The 22,503-nt window shown below is 68.4% G+C and carries 24 protein-coding genes; 10 read left to right on the top strand and 14 right to left on the bottom strand.

Features of this window, described 5'->3' with window-relative positions; genetic code table 11:
• Nucleotides 1–11: 11 nt before the first annotated feature.
• Entirely contained in the window at nt 12–632 is a 621-nt protein-coding gene (locus tag AC5W54_RS09890; RefSeq protein ID WP_495961915.1) for a TetR/AcrR family transcriptional regulator, read from the bottom strand.
• Nucleotides 633–855: 223 nt separating this feature from the next.
• Between AC5W54_RS09890 and AC5W54_RS09885 the strand changes: the two genes are divergently transcribed.
• A complete protein-coding gene (locus AC5W54_RS09885; RefSeq protein WP_495961914.1) occupies nt 856–1,959 on the top strand; it encodes a class I SAM-dependent methyltransferase in 1,104 nt (367 codons plus the stop codon).
• Between the two features lie 36 nt (nt 1,960–1,995).
• On the opposite strand, the gene AC5W54_RS09880 is transcribed toward AC5W54_RS09885, so the two are convergent.
• Complete coding sequence (locus AC5W54_RS09880) at nt 1,996–2,865, bottom strand: class I SAM-dependent methyltransferase (protein WP_495961913.1); 870 nt, start codon at nt 2,863–2,865, stop codon at nt 1,996–1,998.
• 400 nt (nt 2,866–3,265) lie between these two features.
• Nucleotides 3,266–3,853 carry a TetR/AcrR family transcriptional regulator gene (locus AC5W54_RS09875; protein ID WP_495961912.1) on the bottom strand — a complete coding sequence of 196 codons (588 nt, stop codon included), beginning with the start codon at nt 3,851–3,853 and terminating at the stop codon, nt 3,266–3,268.
• A 122-nt stretch (nt 3,854–3,975) separates the two neighbouring features.
• Between AC5W54_RS09875 and AC5W54_RS09870 the strand changes: the two genes are divergently transcribed.
• From AC5W54_RS09870 to AC5W54_RS09855, 4 genes are all read left to right on the top strand, one after another.
• On the top strand, nt 3,976–4,782 hold the full coding sequence (locus tag AC5W54_RS09870; protein WP_495961911.1) for an oxygen-binding di-iron domain-containing protein: 807 nt from the start codon (nt 3,976–3,978) through the stop codon (nt 4,780–4,782).
• A 285-nt stretch (nt 4,783–5,067) separates the two neighbouring features.
• Nucleotides 5,068–5,691, top strand: a complete 624-nt coding sequence (locus tag AC5W54_RS09865) for a class I SAM-dependent methyltransferase (RefSeq protein ID WP_495961910.1) — start codon at nt 5,068–5,070, stop codon at nt 5,689–5,691.
• A 231-nt stretch (nt 5,692–5,922) separates the two neighbouring features.
• Nucleotides 5,923–6,522, top strand: coding sequence for a VOC family protein (locus AC5W54_RS09860; RefSeq protein WP_495961909.1), 600 nt, complete (start codon nt 5,923–5,925; stop codon nt 6,520–6,522).
• A 133-nt stretch (nt 6,523–6,655) separates the two neighbouring features.
• Nucleotides 6,656–6,943, top strand: a complete 288-nt coding sequence (locus AC5W54_RS09855; RefSeq protein WP_495961908.1) for a VOC family protein — start codon at nt 6,656–6,658, stop codon at nt 6,941–6,943.
• 218 nt (nt 6,944–7,161) lie between these two features.
• Here AC5W54_RS09855 and AC5W54_RS09850 read toward each other — a convergent pair whose 3' ends face one another.
• From AC5W54_RS09850 to AC5W54_RS09815, 8 genes are all read right to left on the bottom strand, one after another.
• The gene (locus tag AC5W54_RS09850; RefSeq protein WP_495961907.1) at nt 7,162–7,923 is read right to left on the bottom strand and encodes an intradiol ring-cleavage dioxygenase; all 762 of its coding nucleotides are present in this window, start codon (nt 7,921–7,923) and stop codon (nt 7,162–7,164) included.
• Between the two features lie 25 nt (nt 7,924–7,948).
• On the bottom strand, nt 7,949–8,674 hold the full coding sequence (locus tag AC5W54_RS09845) for a lipoyl protein ligase domain-containing protein (RefSeq protein ID WP_495961906.1): 726 nt from the start codon (nt 8,672–8,674) through the stop codon (nt 7,949–7,951).
• Nucleotides 8,675–8,678: 4 nt separating this feature from the next.
• Nucleotides 8,679–9,455 carry a 2-oxo acid dehydrogenase subunit E2 gene (locus tag AC5W54_RS09840; protein WP_495961905.1) on the bottom strand — a complete coding sequence of 259 codons (777 nt, stop codon included), beginning with the start codon at nt 9,453–9,455 and terminating at the stop codon, nt 8,679–8,681.
• Nucleotide 9,456: 1 nt separating this feature from the next.
• Nucleotides 9,457–9,693 (bottom strand): biotin/lipoyl-containing protein, encoded by a 237-nt coding sequence (locus AC5W54_RS09835; protein WP_495961904.1) that lies wholly within the window; start codon nt 9,691–9,693, stop codon nt 9,457–9,459.
• Between the two features lie 12 nt (nt 9,694–9,705).
• A complete protein-coding gene (locus AC5W54_RS09830; RefSeq protein WP_495961903.1) occupies nt 9,706–10,743 on the bottom strand; it encodes an alpha-ketoacid dehydrogenase subunit beta in 1,038 nt (345 codons plus the stop codon).
• A 15-nt stretch (nt 10,744–10,758) separates the two neighbouring features.
• Nucleotides 10,759–11,739: a thiamine pyrophosphate-dependent dehydrogenase E1 component subunit alpha gene (locus tag AC5W54_RS09825; RefSeq protein ID WP_495961902.1), complete on the bottom strand. Its 981-nt coding sequence runs from the start codon at nt 11,737–11,739 to the stop codon at nt 10,759–10,761.
• A gap of 14 nt (nt 11,740–11,753) precedes the next feature.
• A complete protein-coding gene (locus AC5W54_RS09820; protein ID WP_495961901.1) occupies nt 11,754–13,301 on the bottom strand; it encodes a GMC family oxidoreductase in 1,548 nt (515 codons plus the stop codon).
• 127 nt (nt 13,302–13,428) lie between these two features.
• On the bottom strand, nt 13,429–13,932 hold the full coding sequence (locus tag AC5W54_RS09815) for a twin-arginine translocation signal domain-containing protein (RefSeq protein ID WP_495961900.1): 504 nt from the start codon (nt 13,930–13,932) through the stop codon (nt 13,429–13,431).
• Between the two features lie 314 nt (nt 13,933–14,246).
• Between AC5W54_RS09815 and AC5W54_RS09810 the strand changes: the two genes are divergently transcribed.
• Nucleotides 14,247–16,244 carry a sigma-54-dependent Fis family transcriptional regulator gene (locus tag AC5W54_RS09810; protein WP_495961899.1) on the top strand — a complete coding sequence of 666 codons (1,998 nt, stop codon included), beginning with the start codon at nt 14,247–14,249 and terminating at the stop codon, nt 16,242–16,244.
• Between the two features lie 63 nt (nt 16,245–16,307).
• On the opposite strand, the gene AC5W54_RS09805 is transcribed toward AC5W54_RS09810, so the two are convergent.
• The 3 genes from AC5W54_RS09805 to AC5W54_RS09795 all read right to left on the bottom strand — a co-directional run bounded on the left by AC5W54_RS09805 (nt 16,308) and on the right by AC5W54_RS09795 (nt 18,347).
• Nucleotides 16,308–16,685 carry a group I truncated hemoglobin gene (locus AC5W54_RS09805; RefSeq protein WP_495961898.1) on the bottom strand — a complete coding sequence of 126 codons (378 nt, stop codon included), beginning with the start codon at nt 16,683–16,685 and terminating at the stop codon, nt 16,308–16,310.
• A gap of 128 nt (nt 16,686–16,813) precedes the next feature.
• A complete protein-coding gene (locus AC5W54_RS09800) occupies nt 16,814–17,389 on the bottom strand; it encodes a TetR/AcrR family transcriptional regulator (RefSeq protein ID WP_495961897.1) in 576 nt (191 codons plus the stop codon).
• 70 nt (nt 17,390–17,459) lie between these two features.
• On the bottom strand, nt 17,460–18,347 hold the full coding sequence (locus AC5W54_RS09795) for a substrate-binding domain-containing protein (protein WP_495961896.1): 888 nt from the start codon (nt 18,345–18,347) through the stop codon (nt 17,460–17,462).
• Nucleotides 18,348–18,452: 105 nt separating this feature from the next.
• Here AC5W54_RS09795 and AC5W54_RS09790 point away from each other — a divergent pair, with 105 nt between their 5' ends.
• The 4 genes from AC5W54_RS09790 to AC5W54_RS09775 all read left to right on the top strand — a co-directional run bounded on the left by AC5W54_RS09790 (nt 18,453) and on the right by AC5W54_RS09775 (nt 22,458).
• A complete protein-coding gene (locus tag AC5W54_RS09790) occupies nt 18,453–19,157 on the top strand; it encodes an ABC transporter permease (protein WP_495961895.1) in 705 nt (234 codons plus the stop codon).
• Nucleotides 19,154–19,882, top strand: coding sequence for an ATP-binding cassette domain-containing protein (locus AC5W54_RS09785; protein WP_495961894.1), 729 nt, complete (start codon nt 19,154–19,156; stop codon nt 19,880–19,882). The genes AC5W54_RS09790 and AC5W54_RS09785 overlap by 4 nt, the downstream gene beginning before the upstream one ends.
• Before the next feature lie 43 nt (nt 19,883–19,925).
• Nucleotides 19,926–20,753 (top strand): ABC transporter substrate-binding protein, encoded by an 828-nt coding sequence (locus tag AC5W54_RS09780; RefSeq protein ID WP_495961893.1) that lies wholly within the window; start codon nt 19,926–19,928, stop codon nt 20,751–20,753.
• Nucleotides 20,754–20,835: 82 nt separating this feature from the next.
• Nucleotides 20,836–22,458: an alpha/beta hydrolase gene (locus tag AC5W54_RS09775; RefSeq protein ID WP_495961892.1), complete on the top strand. Its 1,623-nt coding sequence runs from the start codon at nt 20,836–20,838 to the stop codon at nt 22,456–22,458.
• Nucleotides 22,459–22,503 lie beyond the last annotated feature (45 nt).

Raw genomic sequence — 22,503 nt, 5'->3', positions numbered from 1 at the left:
CAGGTGCAGGCTCAGTGCAGCGGCTCGAACAGCAGCTGGACATAGCGACGCAGCAGCATCAGTTGGGTGGGCAGGATCTGTGGATCACCGGTGGCGCGGCCCAGCACCAGGCCGCCCTCGATGACCGTCGACACCATGTCGGCCAGGGCCTCGGCGTCCACCGGTTCCCGCGGCGGATGCTGCTCGACGATCTCGGCCAGGATGGCACTGAAGCGCGCCCGCCAGTGCAGCACGATGCGCCGGTTGAGCTCGCGCACGCCGCGATCGAAGAGGCGCTCCTGGTAGCAGTAGGTGGCGACGAGGCAGCCGGGATAGTCGCCCGGCAGGTTGCTCATGGTCTCTGCCAGCAACTTCAGGCCGGCCAGGAAGCCATGGAGGGGGTCGCCGGCCAGTTCGCGGCCGCGGGCGAAGACGTCGTCGAGCAGGACATCCTCGCGCTCCATGTAGCGCAGCAGCAGTGCCCGCGCCAGCTCGTTCTTGTCGCGGAAATGGTAGAAGAACCCGCTCTTGGTGAGCCCGGCCTCGGCGATCAGCTCCTCGATGGAAGTGGCACCGAAGCCCTTCGCCAGCACCGCCGACTCCGCGATCGCCAGGATGCGCTCGCGGGTCGCCTCGCCCCTGCCCATCTTCATGGCCACCCCCGGTTCACCGTACCGGAAGTCCAGTTCGTCGGCCCCACAGCCGGTCAGGGCCGCGCCGTTGCCGCCTACGCCTGGCGTATATGGCTGATTGTAGTCGAGACGCGCCGCCCCGCGAGAACCCGACCACGGGTTCACTAGCCGCAATTCCGGGTCACGCCCACGCTAGTAGGGAAGCCGGACAGCCCGGCCCCCATCCACCGACAGGGGAAACATCATGACGGCATCCAATGACGCAGCCCCGGCCGTTACCGCCTTCGATGAACGACACGCCGAGGCCTTCGCCGACCGCCTCGTGGAGATTCTCAATGGAGGCGCCTTGAGCCTGATGACCTCGCTCGGTCATCGCACCGGCCTCTTCGACACCCTGGCCGAGATGCCCCCGGCCACCAGCCGCGAGATTGCCGACCGCGCCGGCCTCGCCGAGCGCTACGTGCGCGAATGGCTGGGCGCGATGACGGTGGGCAACATCGTCGAGCACGACCCGGCCACCGGTACCTACCACCTGCCGGCGGAACACGCCGCCTGCCTCAGCCGACGCTCGCCGACGGACAACATCGCGGTGTTCGCCCAGTACATTCCACTGCTCGGCACCGTGGAAGACGACATCGTGCGCTGCTTCCATGACGGCGGCGGCGTGCCCTACGAGCGTTTCGGCCGCTTCCACGAGATCATGGCCGAGGACAGCGGCCAGTCGGTGGTACCGGCGCTGGAGTCGCACATCCTGCCGCTGGTGCCGGGGCTGGTCGACCGCCTCGAGGCCGGCATCCGCGTGCTCGACGCCGGCTGCGGCCGCGGCCGGGCCCTCAATACCCTGGCTCGTCGCTTCCCGCAAAGCCGCTTCACCGGTTATGACCTCTCCGAGGAGGCCATCGCCAAGGCCCGCCAGGAGGCGCACGAGCTCGGCAACACCAACGTGGTCTTCGAAGTGCGCGACCTGACCGACTTCGACCGCACCGCCGAACCGGCCGCCTTCGACCTCATCACCACCTTCGACGCCGTGCACGACCAGGCCGACCCGCCAGCGGTACTGCGTGGCATCCGCCGCGCCCTGGCCGACGACGGCGTCTACCTGGCCCAGGACATCAAGGGCTCGAGCCACCACCACCACGACCGCGACCACCCCATCGGACCGCTGCTCTACACCCTCTCCTGCATGCACTGCATGACGGTGTCGCTGGCCCGCGGCGGCGAAGGGCTCGGGGCGATGTGGGGCCGGGAGAGGGCCGAGGAGTACTTCCACACGGCTGGCTTCAACGACATCGAGGTCCACGAGCTCGACCACGACTTCCAGAACTACTGGTACGTCTGCCGGCCCTGAGGCGTCTGGCGGGGCCCGGATCGGGCCCCGCCTGGCTCAGGTCGCGGGCTTGCGGGCGGTGATGGTCCAGGAGCTGGAGCCCATGACGATCTTGCCGTCCTGCTCATAGGGGGCCAGGGCCTGACGCAGCGCCTCCTCGATCTGGGGGCGCTGCCGCTCGGCCTCCTCGCCGGCCTCGCGGAACACCTCCCCGGCCGGCCCCAGGGCGAGCTGGAAGCGCATGGCGTTCTCCACCGAGTCGCCCACCTCCACCGGGCCGTCGTTGCGCTCGAAGGCGATGTCCTCGAAGCCGGCGATCTCCAGTTGCTGGGTGACCACCTCGGGGTTGGCCATGGAGAAGGGCCCCGGGCCGCAGGTGCGGGCGTCCTCGCCGGGGGGCGGCAGGAAGTCCAGCACCACCTGCTTGGGCAGGCCCAGCCAGGGGTTGTCCTCGATGTCGCGCCAGACGATGAACATCAGCTCGCCACCCGGCTTCAAGGCCTTGTGGACGTTGCGCATGGCCACCACCGGATGCTCGAAGAACATCATGCCGAAGCGCGAGAAGCACAGGTCGTACTCGGGTTCGAAGGGGTAGCGCTCCACGTCGGCGGCCACGAAGCGAACGTTGGTCAGGCCGGCCTCGTCGGCGCGTCGGCGGGCGTCCTCCAGGAACTGCTCGACGCAGTCCAGGCCCAGGACCTCGCCCTGGGGCCCGGTCCGGCGCGCCAGCTCGATGGCGGTATCGCCCCAGCCGCAGCCCACATCGAGGATCCGGCTGCCCGGCGCCACCGCGAGCCGTTCGAGGGGCACGCGACTATGGTAGCTCAGGCCGTTCATCAGGATCTCCTGATACCGATCGAACTTCTCGGCCAGGGTATCGTTCCAGAACTCGACGTATTCACTGACTTGTTGCGTGGTCTGGTTCATGGCGCTGTCTCCGCATACGGTGTCATGGCGCGTTGCGGACATCAGGTCGCAACGCCTGCCGGCGGCTCCGGGGGGGAGCCGCCGACGTGACGATGTCACTACCAGTTCTAGCAGTTCCTGCTCGCTCATGTGGGCGAGATGCGATCGAGACATGCCCCGCCGCCGACTGGCAGCACAGGCACATCGCGAGCGCGCAGCGGCTGACCAGCGCCAGCCTGCCTGTTGACGGCCCAAACCGGCTCTGGTTGTGGCAAGTTCGCCGAGCGCATCGAGCTCTTGAAGATCGAGGTCTACTGACAGGTGGGCGAGGCCATGCTCGAGCGCCTGCACGAGAAGGCGCGCCCACTGGGCAACGCCACGGTCACCGTTCCATGCGGGGTTCACGCGATGACGCCCTCCGTCATGGCCGAAGCGCCCCCAACCACCCCACGACCAGCTCGGCCATGGCCGCGTCGTCGAGCCCCTGGCTGTCGAGCGACGCCCAGGTTTCAAACGCCAGGGCGTGGTGGAGCGTGGCCGCCAGTCGCGGATCCTCCCGCGCCTCGAAACCCTCGCGCAGCTGCTCGGCCACCTCGCGCAGGTAGTCGCGGAACGCCGCCATGGGCCCCTGCAGCGCCGGGACCTCGGGCTCGTCGCGGTGGGCGGCGCGCCACATGCGCTGGGTGCCGCGGTAGTAGCGGTAGAAGGCCAGCAAGGCGGCACGGGCGCGCGCTTCGCCCGCCTCGCAGGAAGCCCAGCCGGCGGGCTCCGGCGGCGGGTTCAGTGCGAACCAGTGGGCGGTACAGGCCTGGAAGACTGCCGTCTCGTCGGGGAAGTGACGGTAGACGGTCAGGCGCTGCACGCCGGCCCGCTGGGCGATGGCGCTGATGGTGGTGGCGCGGGGGCCGACCTCCTCGTGGAGCTGCATCGTCGCCTCGACGATGCGTTCGTGGGTCTCCTCCCGGGCGGCGGCGCGCTTGCGCTGGGTGTAACGGCGTGTCCTGGTCATTGGATAAACATAACTGTTCACTCAATACTTGACAAGGGGCGGTGGCGGGCCTATCACTCAACTTGTGAACACCAGTGTTCACCCAAAACAAGACCGTCCCATGACCGAGAGTGGAGACCCCGATGACCATCAACCACTACCCCGTGATGCTGCCGACCCGGGATGCCGGACGCGACTGGCGCGTGCTGCCCGCCTTCCTGCCCCTGCCGGGCATGGGTGGCCTGGCGGTGAACGCCTTCCTCCACAAGGGCGCCGAACCCGTGCTGGTGGATACCGGCCTGGCCGCCCTCGGCGACGCCTTCATCGCGGCCCTGGAAGCCGAGATCGACCTCGTCGACCTGCGCTGGATCTGGCTGAGCCACACCGATGCCGACCATATCGGCAACCTCTCGCGCCTGCTCGACCGCGCTCCAGAGGCCCAGGTGGTCACGAGTTTTCTAGGCATGGGCAAGATGGGCCTGCTCGGCCTCGACACCGGACGTGTCCAGTTGCTCGAGCCCGGCGCCCGCCTGGCGCTCGGCGACCGCCAGCTGGTGCCGCTGCGCCCGCCCTACTACGACGCACCGGAGACGCTCGGCTTCCTCGACACCCGCTCGCGCGCCCTGTTCGCCGCCGACAGCTTCGGTGCCCTGCTCCCCGAGCCGGCCGAGAGCGTGGCGGCCATCGAGGCGAGCACCCTGCGCGACGGCCTGGTGACCTGGTCGGCGATCGACGCCCCCTGGCTGGCCACCACCGATCGCATCGCCCTGGGCCGTTCCCTCAGCGCGCTCGAGCGCCTGGCACCGGCGACGCTGCTCTCGGGGCACCTGCCGGTCGCCGAGGGCGGCATCGCGACGCTCACCGCCCTGGTCCACGATGCCTGGTGTCTGGGGCCGAGTGCCGGCGCCGACCCGCAGGCCATCGAGGCCGTGGCGGCGGCGCTGAGCTGAGGCGAAGGGGTGACCGAACATCACGGGCGCGGGCGAGTCTCAACCATACATGAAGGTGCCGAGCGACCCAGCCCCCACGACCATGCCCCTTGACACCACCGCTCACCCGACCCACCACTGGCATCGACTGGACGACGGCCGCCTGCAGTGCGACGTCTGCCCACGGGCCTGCAAGCTGCGTGAGGGCCCGCCAGGGCGACCGGGTGGTGCTGACCAGCTACGGGCGCTCCAGCGGCTTCTGTCTCGACCCCATCGAGAAGAAGCCGCCGAGGCAGGGAGCGTACGATGACCATCAAACCGCATTGGGAACGCCTCTATGCGACCAAGCCGTCGCATCGGCTCGGTTGGTACGCGCCCAGCCTGCAGAGCTCCCTGGCGCTGATTCATCGCACCGGGGTCGCCCGCTCTGCCCCGATCATCGACGTGGGCGGCGGCGCGTCCACCCTGGTGGACGACCTCCTGGAGGCCGGCTTCGAGGATCTGACCGTCCTCGATATCGCCACCGCCGCCCTGGCACAGGCGCGGGCGAGGCTCGGCGAGTGTGCCGATCGGGTGCAGTGGCTCGAGGGGGACATCACCGACGTGGTACTCCCCGACGACCATTACGCGATCTGGCACGACCGGGCGGTCTTTCATTTTCTGACCGATGGCGAGGACCGGGCCCGCTACGTCGACCAGCTGTGGCGAGCGCTGGCCGCGCAGGGGCATATCGTGATCGGCACCTTCGCCCCCGAGGCGCCGCCGACCTGCAGCGGCCTCGAGGTGGTCCGCTACACCCCGGAAGCGCTTCACCGGGAACTCGGCGCCTCCCTCATCCTTCACGAGCACCACCAGGCACTGCATGTCACGCCGGGTGGCGTGGAGCAGAGGTATCTCTATTGCCGCTTCCAGAAGCCGCCATGTTCCTGACGGATTCCTTCCGAGCAGTGCAGTGCTCTCCTGTAACGTGACACCTGTCACACCGATGTATCGCCATTGACAACTGTCATGCGCATTATCGTCCCGTCATTCCTGATAAACACAAGCATTCCATGGCGTCACTCGACGCCATGGATTGGCATGGTCATTGCTGGTTCGTTCCGGTGGCATCCGCCACCGACAAACGTCACCAATAACAATGCAAAGCAATGGAGACCTGCCATGTTCGATTCCTTCAAACGCGCTTCCCTTTCAGCTCCCCTCTCCCTGACGCTGCTGCTGGCCAACCAGGCCGTCCAGGCCGAGCTGCCCGGCATGCGCGGCACTCAGCACTTCGGTTTCACCGTGCCCGATCGCCAGGCGGCGGTGGACTTCTTCGTCGACGTGATCGGCTGCGAGGCCTTCTTCACCATCGGTCCCTTCGGGCCCTTCGAGGATGACTGGATGAGCGAGAACCTCGACGTGCATCCCGAGGCCACCATCCCCGCCGCCCACCTGGTTCGCTGCGGCAACGGCACCAACCTGGAAATCTTCGAGTACACCGCCCCCGATCAGCGCACCGAGCAGCCACGCAACAGCGACATCGGCGGCCACCATATCGCCTTCTACGTGGACGACATGGACAGCGCTGTCGCGTACCTGGAAGAGCACGATGTGGAAGTACTGGGCGAACCCAAGACATTCACCGAGGGGCCCATGGAAGGCTTGAGCTGGATCTATTTCATGGCGCCCTGGGGCATGCAACTGGAGATGGTTACCTCACCCCACGGCATGGGCTACGAGGCCGACACCGGCAGTCGGCTCTGGGACCCGCGCCACTGACGCGCATGACAGCGGCGCCTAGTGGCGCCGCTGTCGATTTTCCCCTCCTGCAATCGATCAGTCAGTGGGTATCGTCTATCGTTTGCATGAGCGGCCGGCTCGCCCCGGTCTCGCGATCATCCAGGAGGGATACATGAGCGGACAGTGCTATTTCGAGATTCAGGCCGATGATCCCCAGCGTGCCCTCACCTTCTATCGCACACTCCTTGGTTGGCAATTCGACAAGGTTGAGGGTCTTCCCGTCGAGTATTGGCGTATCGATACCGGAGGGATGGGAGGCGGCCTGCTCCAGCGTCCGGCGCAAACGCCACCGGCCGAATGCGGCACGAACGCCTTCGTCTGTTCGTTCGAGGTGGACGACTTCGACGACGCGGCACAGCGCATCGCCACAGCCAATAGTGCGAAGACATCGCACAGGTAATCGGTGTACTCACTCATGGCACTTCTCTCAGGGCATGACCGCCAAACGCTCCAGCAGCCCGGGCAACGCCGCCTCCAGATCCAACCCGGGCAAGGCCTCGACGTGGCTGCCCGCGGCGAAGCGCTGCGGGTCGCCGAGGCGGTGATAGCCCCACTCCAACCGGCAAGAGCTAGGTGCTGGCCCACTCGGAGATCGTGGTCGCATCTCCAGGGCTGCTCTCAATTCATCTCCAGGGCTAGATGGAAGTCCCCCGTGTAGCCCTCCCCGCTTTCGGTCAAATCCAGCACCAGCTCGTCTCCGCCACTGCGCCGGTAGATGCCGTCTCTGTCATTGCGTACATTGCGTGGCCCCCTTTCGGCATAAGGGGCCTGTTGGTGCACCCGATCGGTCAGAGCGTCGTCGAAGTACAGCTGCGAGGTGAATTCCAGCCCACGGCCGGCCTCGGGGTCGGTGCGAATCTTGAAGTGGATATGCACGGCCCGCCCCGAATACCAGCCGGGGTAGAGAGTGGTGAACCGGGCCATGCCACGGCTATCCGTCACCTGATAGCCGCGCAGGAAGCGCTGTTCGCGAGTATCGAAACGTCCCGCGAAGTCCTGCACTCCCGAATAGACGCCCAGGGCATCGCACTGCCAGAGATCGACCACGGCGCCGACCAGCGGTGTGCAGGCATCATCATCGAACCGGGAAACGTGAAACGCCAGCGCCACCGGCACGCCGGGCTTGCGAGTCCCATCGGTGGGGTCCGAACGAAGGTCGCTGCGCTCGAGCCGGGCATCCACGAAGTAGGGGCCTTCCGTTTGGCGCGGCCTGGCTACGCAGAAGGACGCGCTAGCCTGCGCCCCACCGGTATCGCTGACTGACGCCGTGACGCCGCCCGCCCGGCCGCAGAGCGAGGCGACGGCGGCCACCCCAGCGCAATGCAGTATCTGGCGGCGACTCAGCCCCTGACGGCTCGGCATGGTGCCCCGTTTGGCCATCTCGTGGCCCCTCGTAGAATGCTTCCTATATAGCGTAGTCCGCCAGGCGCTCCAGCAACCTCGGCAGCACCGCCTCGAGGTCGAAGCCAGGTAGCACCTCGCCCAGGGCCACATGGCTCTCGGGCCGGAAGCGTTGCGGGTCGTCGATGGCGGCCTGGAAGGCGTTGACCACCTCGACCAGCGCCTCGGGGGTCTCCCCCACCTGCATCGCACCGTGGGCCAGCATCGCCATGTCACGACAGCCGCGCACCCGGCGCCAGCGCTGAGCAGTACCCACCAGCTTGCGCCCACCGATCCGCACATTGAAGCGGCCGTCACAGTAGGCCCCCGGCGCCGAGCCCAGGTCGGCCTCCTTGACGCCTAGGCCCTCGAGCCAGGCACACCAGGGGTCGCCGAGCCGACGATAGCCCCACTCCAGGTCGGCGGCGGAACTGCCCACCCGGCAACGCAGCGCCAGGGCCACATTGACCACCGCTGGCGACTGGGGCACCGGAGTGCCGCCGGTGGAGCGGAACTGGATCGGCCAGTCCCGCTCGCGCAGCACCCGGCGAGCCTCGGGAAACCCCTGGAGGCGCTCGTGGCGACGCGGCATCACCAGCGCGCGGTCGCGGGGCGACCAGGCCAGCAGGTCGAACTCGCTCTCGCCCTGGCAGATCGCGTCCAGCAGCGCCTCCTCCAGGATCAGCCCCTCGGCCACGCTGGGTCGCTGCAGACGGGTCTGGATGTCGTCGATGGGCGGGGCTGCCGGCATGGCCTCACTCCTGGGGACTCAGTTCGTGGTCGAAGGCATCGGAGGGCAACTCCTCGAGACGTTCACAAAGGGCGTCGAGGAAGGCCGCCGCCGGGGCGCCATTGACGGCACGGTGGTCGAAGGTCAGCGACAGGCCGATCACCTCCACCGCCTGCCAGCCGTTCGAGTCTGGCACGGCCCGGGGCTCGATACCACCGATGCCGAGGATCGCCACCTGGGGCAGGTTGAGCACCGGCGTGAAGTGGTGCACTCGCGAACGCCCCAGGTTCGAGACGGTGAAGGTGGCCCCGGTCAGTTCGCGTACCCCGAGCCTGCCGGCCCGGGCCTGCTCGGTGAGCGCCCGGCGCGCCTCGGGCAGCGCGCCCAGGGTCAGGGCCTGGGCCTCGAAGAGCGCCGGCGCCACCAGCAGGTCATCGGGCAGCGGAATCGCCAGCCCCAGGTGCACCGCGGCATGCTCGGTGATGCGGTTCTCCTCCAGGGTGGCATTGAGCACCGGGAAATCGGCCAGGGTCTGCACCACCAGGCGCAGCACCAGGTCCTGCAGCGAGGGCGCGGCGAGCCCCCGCTGCCGGCACTGGTCGCGCAGCGCCTGAGCGGCGTCGAGGCGGGCGCTGGCGTGATGGGTCAGCTGCGCCGAGGACTGCAGGCTCTGCAGCATCTTCGAGGCGATCATGCCCCGCATCCCCCGCAGCGGTACCGTTCTCAAAGGCGCGACCCCGGAGCTTTCGGGGCCCGCCCCCGCGGGGGCGGGCAGGTGGGTATCGTGGCTGTCCAGTCGCATCTCAGGCCTCCAGCGTGGCGATGGCGGCGCCCTTGGCCACCACCTCGTCCTCGCCCCGGGTGATGTTGAGCCGCCCCGAGACCGGTGCCTCGATCTCGTACTGGGCCTTCTCCACCATTACCTCGGCGACCAGGTCGCCCTGGGCGACCTCGGCGCCATCGTCCACCAGCCAGGCGGTGATCACGCCTTCGGTGTCGCCCTCCCAGAGGTCCTCGGGTACGGTGATCTCGGTCGTCATAGGGGTCTCTCCTCAACTCTCGTTCAGCATCTGGTGAAAGGCGGCGACGATCTTGTCGGCACTGGGCAGGGCCCACTGCTCCATGGTCGGCGCGAAGGGAATCGGGATGTCCGGATAGGCCACCCGCTTGGGGGCGGCCTTGAGACGGCAGCCCGGGTGCTCGGCCACGCTGGCGATGATCTCGCCGCTGACCCCGTAGCTGTGGTAGTCCTCGTCGACCACGATCAGCCGGCCGGTCCTGGCCACCGAGGCGCGCACGGTGTCGCGGTCCAGCGGCACCAGGCTGCGCAGGTCGACTACCTCGGCGGAGACGCCCTCGGCCTCCAGGGCCTGGGCGGCGCGCAGGCAGTGGTGCACCCCGGCGCCCAGACTGACCAGGGTCAGGTCGCGTCCCTCGCGGGTCACGGCGGCCTTGCCGATCTCCACCGTGTAGGCTTCCTCGGGCACCGCCACGGTGGCGCCCTTCTCGGTGCCCAGCCAGCCCATGCCCTGCAGCGCCTTGTGGTACATGAAGACCACCGGGTTGTCGTCGCGGATCGCCGCGGTCATCAGCCCCTTGGCGTCATGGGCGTTGCTCGGCACCACCACCTTCATGCCCGGCAGGTGGGCGAAGGTGGCGTAGAGGCACTGGGAGTGTTGGCCGGCATCGGAGTAGCCGCCGCCGGTGGAGGTCATCAGCACCATGGGCACCTTGACCCGGCCACCGGAGAAGTAGGTGTTCTTGGCCATCAGGTTGTAGATGGCGTCCATGCAGACGCCGAAGAAGTCGACGAACATCAGCTCGACGATGGGCCGCATGCCGTCGGAGGCGGCCCCCACGGCCGCGCCGATAAAGGCCGTCTCGGAAATCGGCGTGTCGCGCACGCGCTCGGCGCCAAACTCGTCATACAGGCCGCGGGTGTTGCCGAAGACCCCGCCCAGCGGGCCGACGTCCTCGCCCATCACGAAGACCCGGGGGTCCTCGCGCATCGCCTGGGCGGTGGCCTCGGCCATGGCCCGGGCGATGGTCAGCTTGCGGCTGGCGCTCTTGGTAGTAGTCGCAGTCGTCATGATCGTTTCTCCCGGTTAGGCAAAGACGTTCTCGAGGGCCTGCTCGGGCGGCAGGAAGTCGCTCTGCTGGGCGAAGCGGATGGCCGCCTCGACCCGCTCGTGGGCCTCGGCGACCAACTCGGCGTCGCCGTCCTCGTCGAACACCCCCGCCTCGAGCAGCGCCCGGCGGTAGCGGGGAATGGGATCGGTGAGCCCCGCCTTCTCGCCCTCGGGCCGGTAGTCCTCGCCGTCGCCCATGAAGTGGCCGGCGAGCCGCACGGTCTCGATCTCGATCAGGCTCGGCCCCAGCCCCTCCCGGGCCCGGGCGATGGCCTGACCGGCGGCGGCGAACACCTCCTCCACGTCGTTGTCGGCCACGTGGTGGCCGGGCATGCCGTAGGCGATGGCGCGCTGGTCGTTGCGCGGCACGGCGGTGGAGGCCTGCTTGGCCACCGAGATGCCCCAAGCGTTGTCCTCGATCACGAAGACCACCGGCAACTTCCACACGGCCGCCAGGTTGAGCGCCTCGTGGAAGGCCCCCTGGTTGGCCGCGCCCTCGCCCATGAAGGCCACCGCCACCCCGGGCCTGCCCTGCATCTGGCGGGAGAGCGCCGCGCCCACCGCCGGGCCCAGGCCCTCGCCGATGATCCCCGAGCAGGAGAAGTTCACGGCCGCATCGAAGAGGTGCATATGGCCGCCGCGGCCCCCGGAGAGGCCGGTGCCCTTGCCGAAGATCTCGGCCACCATGGCGTCCAGGTCGACCCCCTTGGCGATGGCGATGTGGTGGGGCCGATGGGTGGCGGTGACGATGTCGCCGGCCTCGAGGTGGGCGCAGACGCCCACGGCACAGGGCTCCTGGCCGTGGGAGAGGTGCATCTCGCCGGGGATCGGCCCCTTGGCCATGTTGAACACCGGGGTCTTGCCCTCCATGTAGAGCGCCTCGATGCGCTCCTCCAGGTAGCGGCTCAGTACCATGTGGCGGTACATCCAGCGCCGCTGGTCGGCTGTCGGTTGCATGGGTGTTCCTCCTCTTAAAGCTCGCCGCGCGACATGCGCTCGGCAATGTAATCGGCTTGACGAATCGTCAGGGCAACGATGGTCAGGGTGGGGTTTTCCGTCCCGCTGCTGGTAAATTGGCTGCCGTCGGAGATGAACAGATTCTCGATGTCGTGGGACTGTCCCCACTGGTTGACGACGCCATCGCGGGCATTGGCATGCATGCGATTGGTGCCCATGTTGTGACTGGCCGGATAGGGCGGCAGATCATTGACATGGTGCGCACCGATCGCCTCGAACAGCTCCCGGGACTTCCGGTAAGCGTGGTTGCGCATGCGCGTATCGTTGTCGTGATCCGCTTTATGAACCACCGGCACCGGCAAGCCGTACTGGTCCCTCTCCGTGGGATGCAAGGTGATACGGTTGGTCTCCAGGGCGAGGTCTTCCCCACAGATCCAGAAACCCGCCATCCTGCTGTAATTCTCCATGGACTGGGCAAACTGCCGCCCCCAGCCATTGGCGGCGCCCGGATCCAGGAACGCCGCCATGAACGGCAGCCCCAGATGCAATGCCTCCAGCTCGTAGCCACCGACATGGCCGCGAGAAGGGTCGTTATCCTCCCACTCCTTGACGATGCCAGGCACCACGGTGCTGCGCTCCATATGCACCGGATGATCGAACTCCGCATAGGAGCCTCCGGTGACATGGGTCATATAGTTCTTGCCCACCTGGCCCGATGAGTTGGCCAGTCCATCGGGAAACAGATTGGAGGCGGAATTGAGCAGCAGACGCGGCGACTCGATGGAGTTGGCCGCCACGGCGACGATGCGTGCCTTCTGGAAGCGCTCCACCCCATCGGCATTGGCATAGAGCACACCGATCGCCTTGCCGTCCCGGTCATGCTCGATCTTGAGGGCCATGCAGTTGGGCCTGACCTCCACATTGCCGGTGGCTTCGGCTTTGGGAATCTCCGCATACATGGTCGACCACTTGGCGCCGAAGCGGCAGCCCTGCATACAGAAGCCGGTGACCTGACAGGGCGCCCGACCATCGAAGGGCACCGTATTGATCGCCAGGTGCGCCTGCTCGCAGCGGGCACCGATGCGATTGGCACCGGCTTCGATGACCTGATAGTGGGTGCTCTTGCCATGAAAGGGCATACCGGTCGCCTCGGTACCGCACACGCCCATTTTCTTTTCCGCCAGGGTGTAATAGGGCGCCAGGTCCTGCAGCGACAGCGGCCAGTCCTCCACATTGGCACCGACAATGGCGCCGTTGAGCGTTTTCATCTTGAACTCGTGTTCCTGAAAACGCATGGCGACTCCGGCCCAGTGAATGGTGGAACCACCGACTCCCTTGACGATCCAGGCGGGCAAGTTGGGAAAGTCCTCGGCCAGACGGGATGGCCCCACCAGATTGCGCTGGTCGAGCCAGCTGATCTTGTTGAACATCCCCCATTCGTCGTTTTCGATATCCTCCATGGTGAAGCGCTTACCGGCTTCGAGCACCACCGAGCGAATGCCCTTTTGCGCCAGTTCATTGGCGAGGGTTCCCCCCCCGGCACCGGATCCGATGATCACCACGAGGCTGTCGTCATTCAGATCGAATTGCCTACTCATACGCTTGTGCCCCTCTGTTGTTATCGCGGCGTTGTTATCGTGGCGTTGTTATCGAGTCATGGACGGCGATCCATCGTTACCCACGTCCCCCTCAAAGCCAGTCCGGCGTTGCATCGAAGCCGCGGTGGCGGTAGCCCCCCTGTTCCCAGGAGGAACCTCCGTAACCGAACTCGGGCCACAAGGCCGGGTTGTTGTAGATCCCCATCAACAGGCTGCCCTTGACCGTCGCGAAGAACGGCGTGTGCTGAATCTCCCGCAGCAGCGCCTCACGCTCGGCGTCATTCTCGATCCCGGCATAGTCGCGGCCCAGGGCGCCCCGGGCGCTGCGATCCAGGTCGTCGAGGCCGGCGGCGATCTCATCGCGGTGCTTCTCCAGCAACGGCGTGAGCGGCTCCAGGTAGTAGCGATCCTCGATCGCCGCGTGGGGGTAGATGTCGCGGCCCACGCGCAGCAGGCGTTGGGCCAGGTCGGGTTCGGCCCGGGCCCAGCGCGGCCACAGACCGGTGGCGCCCAGCGCCAGGCCGCCGGCGGTCAGGGCACCGGTAAGGGTGAGGAAGCGGCGACGGCTCAGCGTCGCCCGGGAAGCGTCGGTCATGGCGTGACTCCTCGATGTCTTCTTGTTCGAGGGCCACCGATGCGAGCACGGCGGCCACGCCCCTACCGGGCAGCTTTCGTGCCAGCCATGCCGAGAAACCATCTAAACTTTTGAATTTAAGAGAGAAAATACGGACAACACGGACCCATTGCAGGCCAGGGAGTGACAGCGATGTGACAGCCAGGGGTGAACACCACGTGACACCTCCGTTACACCTGTAACGCAGGCGACCAAGGTCGTATCTCGGGGAAGGCGCCCGCCCCTTACCTTGAACACATGACAACCACAACGACCGCGACCGGCAGAGGCATGCCATGACCCCCACCTCGAGTCAGCGCGAACATGTGGAGACGATTCTCCACTCCCTGGCCAACCCGGCATCGGCCGGCGAGGCCGCCATCATCGAGCGCTCCTGGCGGCGCTGCATCGACCGCTACGGCCTGGACCCGGCCCGCCCCACCCCGGCCCGCTACGTGCCCGGCCCCACCCTGCGCGAGCACCAGGACCAGGCCGACGCCCTGCTCCAGGTGGCCCGGGCCGGGGTCGAGCAGCTCTATCGCCAGGTGGCGCCGCTGGGCTATGTGGTGCTGCTCACCGACGCCCGCGGCATCGCCGTGCAGTTCCTCGGTGCCAAGGCCGACCAGCGCGAGCACCAGCGCACCGGCCTCTACCTGGGCGCCGACTGGAGCGAATCCCACGCCGGCACCTGCGCGGTGGGCACCTGCATCCACGAGCGCAGCGCCCTGACCTGCCACCACAGCGACCACTTCAGCGCCCATCATATCCAGCTGACCTGCACCGCGGCGCCGGTCTTCGACCCCCACGGCCAGCTGCTGGCGGTGCTCGACATCTCCGCCTATCGCTCGCCCGTCGCCCGCGAGTCCCAGACCTTCGCCCTGCAACTGGTCAAGCACACCGCCAAGATGATCGAGGACGCCTACTTCCTGCAGCGCTACGGCGACCACCCCATCGTCTGCCTGGACCGCTCCCGCGAGTTCGTGCAGATCAACCGCCGCTACCTGCTGGCCATCGAGGCGGACGGCAACCTGGTGGCGGCCAACACCGCCGGGCGCAAGCTACTGCGCCACCACGAGCTGCCGCTGCCCGAAGCCGGCGAGGCCCGTCCCTTCCGCGCCTGGAACATCCAGGACCTGCTCGACGCCGAGGTCGATGAGGTGCTGGCGATCCCCCAGCACAGCGACGACCGAGTGCAGGCCTTCCACACCCGGCGCCACCGGGAGATCCACTTCGCCACCCTGATCGAGCCGCCGCGCCGCCCCCCGAGCTGCCCGGTGTCGCGCCGCGATTCCAGCCTGGCGCCCCTGGAGGCCCTGGCCGACGACGACCCGAGCATGCGCGACACCCTGACCCGCGCCGCCCGGCTGCGCAACGAGCCGATCAACATCCTGGTGATCGGCGAGACCGGCACCGGCAAGGAGCGCATGGCCCGTGCCCTGCACGAGTCGAGCCGGCGCCGCGACCAGCCCTTCGTGGCCATCAACTGCGCCGCCATGCCGGAATCGCTGATCGAGAGCGAGCTGTTCGGCTACGAGCCCGGCAGCTTCACCGGCGCCCGCAGCAAGGGCATGAAGGGGCTGATCGCCCAGGCCGACGGCGGCACCCTCTTCCTCGACGAGATCGGCGACATGCCGCTGCAGCTACAGACCCGCCTGCTGCGGGTGCTGGCCGAGCAGGAGGTGCTGCCCATCGGCGCCAGCCGTCCCGTCAAGGTGGACCTGCGGGTGGTGGCGGCCACCCACCGCGACCTGCGCGAGCGGATCGTGGCCGGGCGCTTCCGCGAGGACCTCTTCTACCGCTTGAACGGCGCCAGCCTGCGCCTGCCGCCCCTGCGCGAGCGCGCCGACAAGGGCTACCTGATCCGGCGACTCTTCGCTGAACTGAACCAGGAGCGCGGTGGCCGGGCGCGGCTGCGCGGCGACGCCATGAGCGCCCTGCTCGCCTACCCCTGGCCGGGCAACATCCGCGAGCTGCACAACGCCCTGCGCTATGCGCTCGCCACCTGCGATGGCGACGAGGTGGTGGTGAGCGACCTGCCCGAGGAGTGCCTGCACGGCCAGTTCGCCCACCCGGCGGCCGGGCGCCCCACCGCCACCGGCATCGAGTCGGCATCGGCCGGCCAGGCACCGGCCACCCCACGCCCCCTGGAGCAGGACCTGCTCTACCGGGCGCTGTGCCGCCACCAGTGGAACGTCAGCGCCGTGGCCCGGGAGCTGGGGCTGTCGCGCCCCACCATCTACCGACGCATGAAGCGGCTGGGCATCGTGCCGCCCAATCAGCAGGCGCCGAACTGAGACCGCCCGGGGCACTGCCCCGGGCGGTCGAGAGGCTGGGCCGGCCAGGCCGGCCGGGACGCCTCAGACGTGCATGATCTCCCCCTTCAGCGAGTAGGCGATGCCGAGCACCTCCTGACGCGTCTGGGGGTCGATGCCATGGCGATCGAGGACGTCAAGGATATCGTCGACGGCGGCCATGTATTCCGCCTCGTTGATATTCATGCCGCGATGCGCCTCCGGCATGCTGCGTCCCCGATACTCCACGGGACCGCCGCTCCCGGCGGCGAGGAAGTCTCGCAGGTGCCCCTTGACCACCTCGAGGTGCTCGGGGTCCTCGCGATAGGGCAGGAAGCGCGCCTGGATGCGCGGGTTCTGCATATGGGACTCGACGATGTCGTCGACCAGCGAGGCGATGCCCCGCTCGCCGCCCAGGCGTTCGTAGAGGTTGGAACTTGTCATTTGACACCTCCCGGGTCGGCCGGATAGCCGACCCTCACCACTGGTGGTGGACGACGTCAAGTCGTCCGGAACAGACCAGTCGGTTCAGGTATTGCCCGACGACTACCGCTCGCGGCCACCCGCGAGGCTCACTTCATGGCGGCCGAGAAGTAGAAGTCGAGCATGGCGCCGAGCGGGCCGGGGTCGCGGCGCAACCGGCTACGCAGGGCGGCGCCTTCCCAGCAGTCCACCAGCAGGTCCGCCATCTGGCGAGGATCGCTGTCCGGCGGCAGGTCACCCTGCCGCCGTGCCTCCTCCAGGCAGTCGGCAACCCGCTCGGCGATACCGGCGAAGCAGGTCTCGATCTTGCGCCGGAACGTCTCGCTGATCCCCGACAGCTCCTGGCCAACCCCGCCGAGCAGGCAGCCCAGGTAGCCTTCCTGGCGGTACTTCTCCTGGGACAGCTCGAAGAACCGCCGCACCCGCTCCAGGGGCGGCAGGCTGGCGTTACCCAGGCTCAGGTCCAGCCCGCGATGGACATCCTCCATGTAGCGGTCGATGACCTGCAGGGCGAAGTCCTCCTTGCTGCGGAAGTGATGATAGAAGGACCCCTTCGGCGTCCCCGTCGCCTCCAGCAGCGCCTGGATCCCCAGGTCGTTGTAACCGTGCTCCAGCAACATGGCGAGTCCCGCCTCGAGCAAGCGCTCCTTCGTCACATGTGTCATTGCCATCCTTCCAGACCGACTGGTCTAATCAGTAGTATCGACCACAGACGCCAGGCGTCAAGTATCCACCTCAGGCGTTATAGACCACCTTCCCCAGCTCGCCGAGTTCGTAGCCGCCGAGCGCCGCCGCTCGTCCCACGAAGCGAGGCTCCCGGGTGAACGCCAGCAGGCGCTGCAGCGGCGGCTCGAAATAGTCGCGCCGCCTCAGCAGCAGGTCGAAGGGCTCCCAGTGCAGCGCCACGAAATCCAGGCCCTGACGACGCGCCGCCGCCTCCACCCCTAGCCCCACGGCGGCCTCCCCCTGTCGAATCGCCAACGCCAGGTCGTCCTCGCTCAGCGCCGGATGGGGGGCGAAGCCCAGTGCCTGCGGGTCGAGGCGCTCCCGAGCCAGCAAATGGCGCAGCAGCCGCTCCGCCCCGGCATCGGGCTGGCGACGTGCCACCATCACGCCCGGGCGGGCCAGATCGGCCAGAGCGGAGAAACCCAGCGGGTTGCCCGGAGCGACCATCAGTCCCTGGCAGCGCCGTGCCCAGCGCAGCCCCACCAGGTCAGCCATGCCCCCCAGGCCCAGCACGGCCGGGTCGTTGTAGGTGCCGCTCTCGAGGTCGATCAGGTGCACCCCGGCGAGCATCGCCTCCCCTTCGGCCAGCCGCCTCACCCCGTCGCCGCTGCCGTGGCAGAGCAGTGCCAGGTCGCATCCACTCTCGCGCACCGCCCACTCCAGCAGGGGATCCTGGCTACCGGCCAGCACCCGAGGTGCTGGCCGGCGGCTGGCTCGGTCGCCCTCCAGGTGGTTCATCAGCCAGAGGTCGAGGCTGTGGCGCGGGAAGAGCAGCTTGCCGGTGACCCGGGTGCAGGGGATCACCCCCTGGGCGACCAGGTCGTAGACCTTGCGCTCCTTGAGCCGGAGGTAGTCGGCCGCCTCGGCTGTCGTGAGGTAGGTGTAGGGCGTCGCCATCGAGTCGCCTCTCGTCGTTTCACTGCATGATCCTGCATGAATTTCAGCATAGGATGCATCGGCGTCTTGTAATGCAGATCATGCAAGGAAGTCACGGGGAGTGCCATGCCGACTACCGACAACGCCTTCGCCACCGCCCTGCGCCTGGTGCTGAGTCTCGACCCGGCCCTGCTGGAGATCGTCGCCCTGTCGCTGCAGGTCTCGCTGGCCGCGGTGCTGATCGCCGCGCTGGCCGCCCTGCCACTGGGCGCCGCCCTGGCCCTGTGGCGCTTCCCGGGGCGCGGCGCGGTCGTGGTGGTGCTCAATGCCCTGATGGGGCTGCCGCCGGTGGTGGCCGGGCTGGCGGTCTACCTGCTGCTCTCCCGCGCCGGCCCGCTGGGGCAGTTCGGCCTGCTCTTCACGCCCGGCGCCATGGTGGTCGCCCAGGTGCTGCTGATCCTGCCGATCATCGCCGCCCTGACCCGCCAGCAGGTCGAAGAGCTGCACGCCGAGTACCGCGAACAGTTGCAGTCGCTGGGCCTGTCACGGCTGCGCCGGATCCCCACCCTGCTGTGGGACGCCCGCTTCGGCCTGATGACGGTGATACTGGCCGGCTTCGGTCGCGCCAGCGCCGAAGTCGGCGCGGTGATGATCGTGGGCGGCAACATCGACGGCGTCACCCGGGTGATGACCACGGCGATCGTGCTGGAGACCAGCAAGGGCAACCTGCCGCTCGCCCTGGGGCTCGGCCTGGTGCTGCTCGCCCTGGTCACGCTGATCAACGGCGTCGCCCATGTGGTGGGCGAGACGGCCAGGAGGCGATTGGGATGACCGACATGGCCCACCAGCTGCCCGAGGTGGCGATTCCGACCCTCCGCTTCGAGGGCGCGAACGTGGTCCACCGCGGCCAGACGTTGCTCCAGCCGCTGACCCTCACCCTCGATGGCTGCCGGCGCACCCTGGTGATGGGGCCCAACGGGGCCGGCAAGAGCCTGCTGATGCGCCTCGCCCACGGCCTGCTGCTCCCCAGCACCGGGCGGGTGTACTGGGGCGGCAAGCCACCGCGCCAGGCGATGGTCTTCCAGCGCCCGGTGCTGCTCAAGCGTTCCGCCCTCGACAACCTCACCTACGCCCTGGCCGTCGTCGGCACGCCTTGCCGGGCACGCCGGCCACTGGCCCGCGAGGCCCTGGCGCGCTTCGGCCTGGGGCCCGTGGAAAGGCGCCCGGCGCGGGTCCTCTCCGGCGGCGAGCAGCAACGCCTGGCCCTGGCCCGCGCCTGGCTGCTCGCCCCGGAGGTGCTGTTCCTCGACGAACCCACCGCCGCCCTGGACCCGGCCTCGATGCGTGCCGTGGAAACGGCGGTCCTCGACTTCCATGCCCGGGGCACGCGCATCCTGATGACCACCCACGACCTCAACCAGGCGAAGCGGCTGGCGGACGACGTCGTGCTGCTCCACGAGGGGCGCCTGATCGAACACAGCGACGCCGAGCGCTTCTTCACCACCCCGGCCTCCCCGACCACCCGCGCCTTCATCGACGGCGACCTGGTCTGGTAGCTCGGACGACAACCTCGGACGACAACCACAGAAGGAAGACACGATGCCGAGAGCCGGGCTCATCCTCGCCGCACTCGCTCTGATGGGGCCATCGCTTAACGCCACCGCCCAGGACGCTGGCCATATCACCCTGGCCTCCACCACCTCCACCGAGAACTCGGGGCTCTTCGATGCCATCATCCCTGCGTTCACCGAGGCCACCGGCATCGCGGTGCGGGTGGTGGCCGTGGGCACCGGCCAGGCCTTCGAGATCGCCCGCCGCGGCGATGCCGACAGCCTGCTGGTGCACGACACGGCGGGCGAGGAGCGGTTCGTCGCCGAGGGCCATGGCAGCGAACGCGCCGACGTCATGTATAACGACTTCGTGCTCGTCGGCCCGGCCGGCGATCCGGCCGCCATCGCCGATGCCGAGACGGCGGCCGAGGCCTTCGCCCTGATCGCCGCCGCCGAGGCGCCCTTCGCCTCCCGCGGCGACGACAGCGGCACCCACCGTGCCGAACAGCGACTGTGGGAAGCCGCCGGGATCGCCCCCACCGCTCCCTGGTACCGCGAGCTGGGCAGCGGCATGGGCGCCACCCTCAACACCGCCGCCGCCATGGACGCCTACGCCATGGCCGATCGCGCCAGCTGGGTCGCCTTCGACAACCGCCAGGCGCTTGCGCTGCTGTTCGAGGGCGACGAGGCGCTCTTCAACCAGTACGGCAGCGTCGTGATATCTCCCGAGCGTCACCCCCACCTCAAGCACGAGCTGGCACGGCAATGGCACGAATGGCTGCTCTCCGAGGCCGGCCAACAGGCGATCGCCGACTTCACGATCGAGGGTGAGCAGCTGTTCTTCCCCAACGCCGACCGAGTCCCGGGCACGCACTGAATTTGATAAGGTGATTCCGGCGTCGCCCGGGCCTGGCCTTCTGCCGGCGGCCCTCCCCGCTCACGGACGCAAGGAGCCGTCCATGCCGCTGCTCAGGCACTTCTCGGTGACCGGCCTGCTGGTCGGAACCCTGTTCTTCGCCTTCTCCCTCACCCCCAGCCTGCTGCCACGCCCCTGGCTGGTGCAGGGGGTGATCAGCGGTCTCTCCTTCGCCGCCGGCTACGGGCTGGGGGTGGCCGGCCACTGGCTGTGGCACTACCTGGAGCTGCCCGAACCCGGCCCGCGGCTCCTCCAGCGCATCAAGCTGGTAGCCGGCGTCTTCTGCCTGCTGGCGGCCGGCGTCTTCCTGTGGCGGGCAACTGGCTGGCAGGACAGCGTCCGCACCCTGATGGGCATGGTGCCGGTGGACGGCGTGCGCCCCGTCAGCGTGGCCCTGGTTGCCCTGCTGGTTTTCCTCCTGGTGCTGCTGCTGGGCCGGCTGTTCCGCCGCACCTTCCGCTGGCTCTCGCGGAGGCTGCGCCGCTACGTGCCCCGGCGGGTCTCCCACCTGGTGGGGCTAGTGGCCGCTATCGCGCTGTTCTGGGCGGTCATCGACGGGGTGATCTTCGCCCTGACCCTGCGCGCCCTGGACAACTCCTACCAGCAGGTCGACCGGCTGATGCCCGACGACCTCGCCCCGCCGGCGGACCCGCAGATGACCGGCAGCGACGCCTCGCTGATCAGCTGGGAGGGCCTCGGCCTGCGTGGGCGCCGCTTCGTCACCGCCACGCCCAGCGCCGAGACACTCGGCGACTTCCTGGGCACGCCCGCCGAGCGCCCGATCCGCGTCTACGTGGGCCTCAACGCCGCCGAGACAGCCGAGGAACGCGCCGCGCTGGCCCTGGCCGAGCTGATCCGGGTCGGCGGCTTCGAGCGCTCGATGCTGCTGCTGGCCACCCCCACCGGGCGCGGCTGGCTGGACCCCGGCGCCCAGAACACCATCGAATACCTGCAGCGCGGCGATATCGCCACCGTCACCGCCCAGTACTCCTACCTGCCGAGCCCGCTGGCCCTGCTCACCGAGGGCGAGTACGGCGTCGAGATGGCCCGCGCACTCTTCCAGGCGGTCTATGGCCACTGGTCGTCGTTGCCGGAAACCGAACGCCCGGCCCTCTACCTGCACGGCCTGAGCCTCGGTGCGCTCAACTCGGACAGCGCCTTCGACCTCTACGACATCATCGACGTCCCCTTCCAGGGCGCCCTGTGGAGCGGCCCCCCCTTCCGCAGCGACACCTGGCGCAGCGTCACCGCCGACCGCGACCCGGACTCGCCGGCCTGGTTGCCCCGCTTCCGCGACGGCCGGGTGGTGCGCTTCATGAACCAGGACACCGGCCTCCTGGACCAGGGCGGCGACTGGGGCGACTTCCGCATCGCCTACCTGCAGTACGCCAGCGACCCGGTGACCTTCTTCGAGCCCCGCTCGCTCTACCGCGAGCCCGACTGGATGCGCGAGCCGCGTGGCCCGGACGTCTCCCCCGACCTGCGCTGGTACCCCATCGTCACCATGCTGCAGCTGCTCGCCGACCTGGCCACCGGCAGCGCCCCGCCGGGCTTCGGCCACGAGATCGCCGCCGAGCACTACCTCGACGCCTGGGTCGCCCTCACCGAGCCCGACGGCTGGTCGGAGGAAGACCTCGAGCGGCTCAAGGTGCATTTTCGACAATAGGGCTGGACATCGCCGTGTGTCACACGCTACCCCACAAACGTCGCA

Source organism: Halomonas sp. LMYGS-3, assembly GCF_059509875.1.
Note: the sequence above shows the minus strand (reverse complement) of the source record. Positions and strands in the feature narration are given on the sequence as shown.

Excerpts from the sequence above, each read along its gene's own strand:
- AC5W54_RS09815 (WP_495961900.1), bottom strand. The coding sequence starts at position 13,932 with ATGACCGACGCTTCCCGGGCGACGCTGAGCCGTCGCCGCTTCCTCACC.
- AC5W54_RS09790 (WP_495961895.1), top strand. The coding sequence starts at position 18,453 with ATGCCGACTACCGACAACGCCTTCGCCACCGCCCTGCGCCTGGTGCTG.
- AC5W54_RS09840 (WP_495961905.1), bottom strand. The coding sequence starts at position 9,455 with ATGCGACTGGACAGCCACGATACCCACCTGCCCGCCCCCGCGGGGGCG.
- AC5W54_RS09805 (WP_495961898.1), bottom strand. The coding sequence starts at position 16,685 with ATGACAAGTTCCAACCTCTACGAACGCCTGGGCGGCGAGCGGGGCATC.
- AC5W54_RS09880 (WP_495961913.1), bottom strand. The coding sequence starts at position 2,865 with ATGAACCAGACCACGCAACAAGTCAGTGAATACGTCGAGTTCTGGAAC.
- AC5W54_RS09800 (WP_495961897.1), bottom strand. The coding sequence starts at position 17,389 with ATGACACATGTGACGAAGGAGCGCTTGCTCGAGGCGGGACTCGCCATG.
- AC5W54_RS09890 (WP_495961915.1), bottom strand. The coding sequence starts at position 632 with ATGAAGATGGGCAGGGGCGAGGCGACCCGCGAGCGCATCCTGGCGATC.
- AC5W54_RS09780 (WP_495961893.1), top strand. The coding sequence starts at position 19,926 with ATGCCGAGAGCCGGGCTCATCCTCGCCGCACTCGCTCTGATGGGGCCA.
- AC5W54_RS09870 (WP_495961911.1), top strand. The coding sequence starts at position 3,976 with ATGACCATCAACCACTACCCCGTGATGCTGCCGACCCGGGATGCCGGA.
- AC5W54_RS09810 (WP_495961899.1), top strand. The coding sequence starts at position 14,247 with ATGACCCCCACCTCGAGTCAGCGCGAACATGTGGAGACGATTCTCCAC.
- AC5W54_RS09885 (WP_495961914.1), top strand. The coding sequence starts at position 856 with ATGACGGCATCCAATGACGCAGCCCCGGCCGTTACCGCCTTCGATGAA.
- AC5W54_RS09775 (WP_495961892.1), top strand. The coding sequence starts at position 20,836 with ATGCCGCTGCTCAGGCACTTCTCGGTGACCGGCCTGCTGGTCGGAACC.
- AC5W54_RS09795 (WP_495961896.1), bottom strand. The coding sequence starts at position 18,347 with ATGGCGACGCCCTACACCTACCTCACGACAGCCGAGGCGGCCGACTAC.
- AC5W54_RS09835 (WP_495961904.1), bottom strand. The coding sequence starts at position 9,693 with ATGACGACCGAGATCACCGTACCCGAGGACCTCTGGGAGGGCGACACC.
- AC5W54_RS09785 (WP_495961894.1), top strand. The coding sequence starts at position 19,154 with ATGACCGACATGGCCCACCAGCTGCCCGAGGTGGCGATTCCGACCCTC.
- AC5W54_RS09845 (WP_495961906.1), bottom strand. The coding sequence starts at position 8,674 with ATGCCGGCAGCCCCGCCCATCGACGACATCCAGACCCGTCTGCAGCGA.
- AC5W54_RS09830 (WP_495961903.1), bottom strand. The coding sequence starts at position 10,743 with ATGACGACTGCGACTACTACCAAGAGCGCCAGCCGCAAGCTGACCATC.
- AC5W54_RS09865 (WP_495961910.1), top strand. The coding sequence starts at position 5,068 with ATGACCATCAAACCGCATTGGGAACGCCTCTATGCGACCAAGCCGTCG.
- AC5W54_RS09860 (WP_495961909.1), top strand. The coding sequence starts at position 5,923 with ATGTTCGATTCCTTCAAACGCGCTTCCCTTTCAGCTCCCCTCTCCCTG.
- AC5W54_RS09855 (WP_495961908.1), top strand. The coding sequence starts at position 6,656 with ATGAGCGGACAGTGCTATTTCGAGATTCAGGCCGATGATCCCCAGCGT.
- AC5W54_RS09875 (WP_495961912.1), bottom strand. The coding sequence starts at position 3,853 with ATGACCAGGACACGCCGTTACACCCAGCGCAAGCGCGCCGCCGCCCGG.
- AC5W54_RS09850 (WP_495961907.1), bottom strand. The coding sequence starts at position 7,923 with ATGGCCAAACGGGGCACCATGCCGAGCCGTCAGGGGCTGAGTCGCCGC.
- AC5W54_RS09825 (WP_495961902.1), bottom strand. The coding sequence starts at position 11,739 with ATGCAACCGACAGCCGACCAGCGGCGCTGGATGTACCGCCACATGGTA.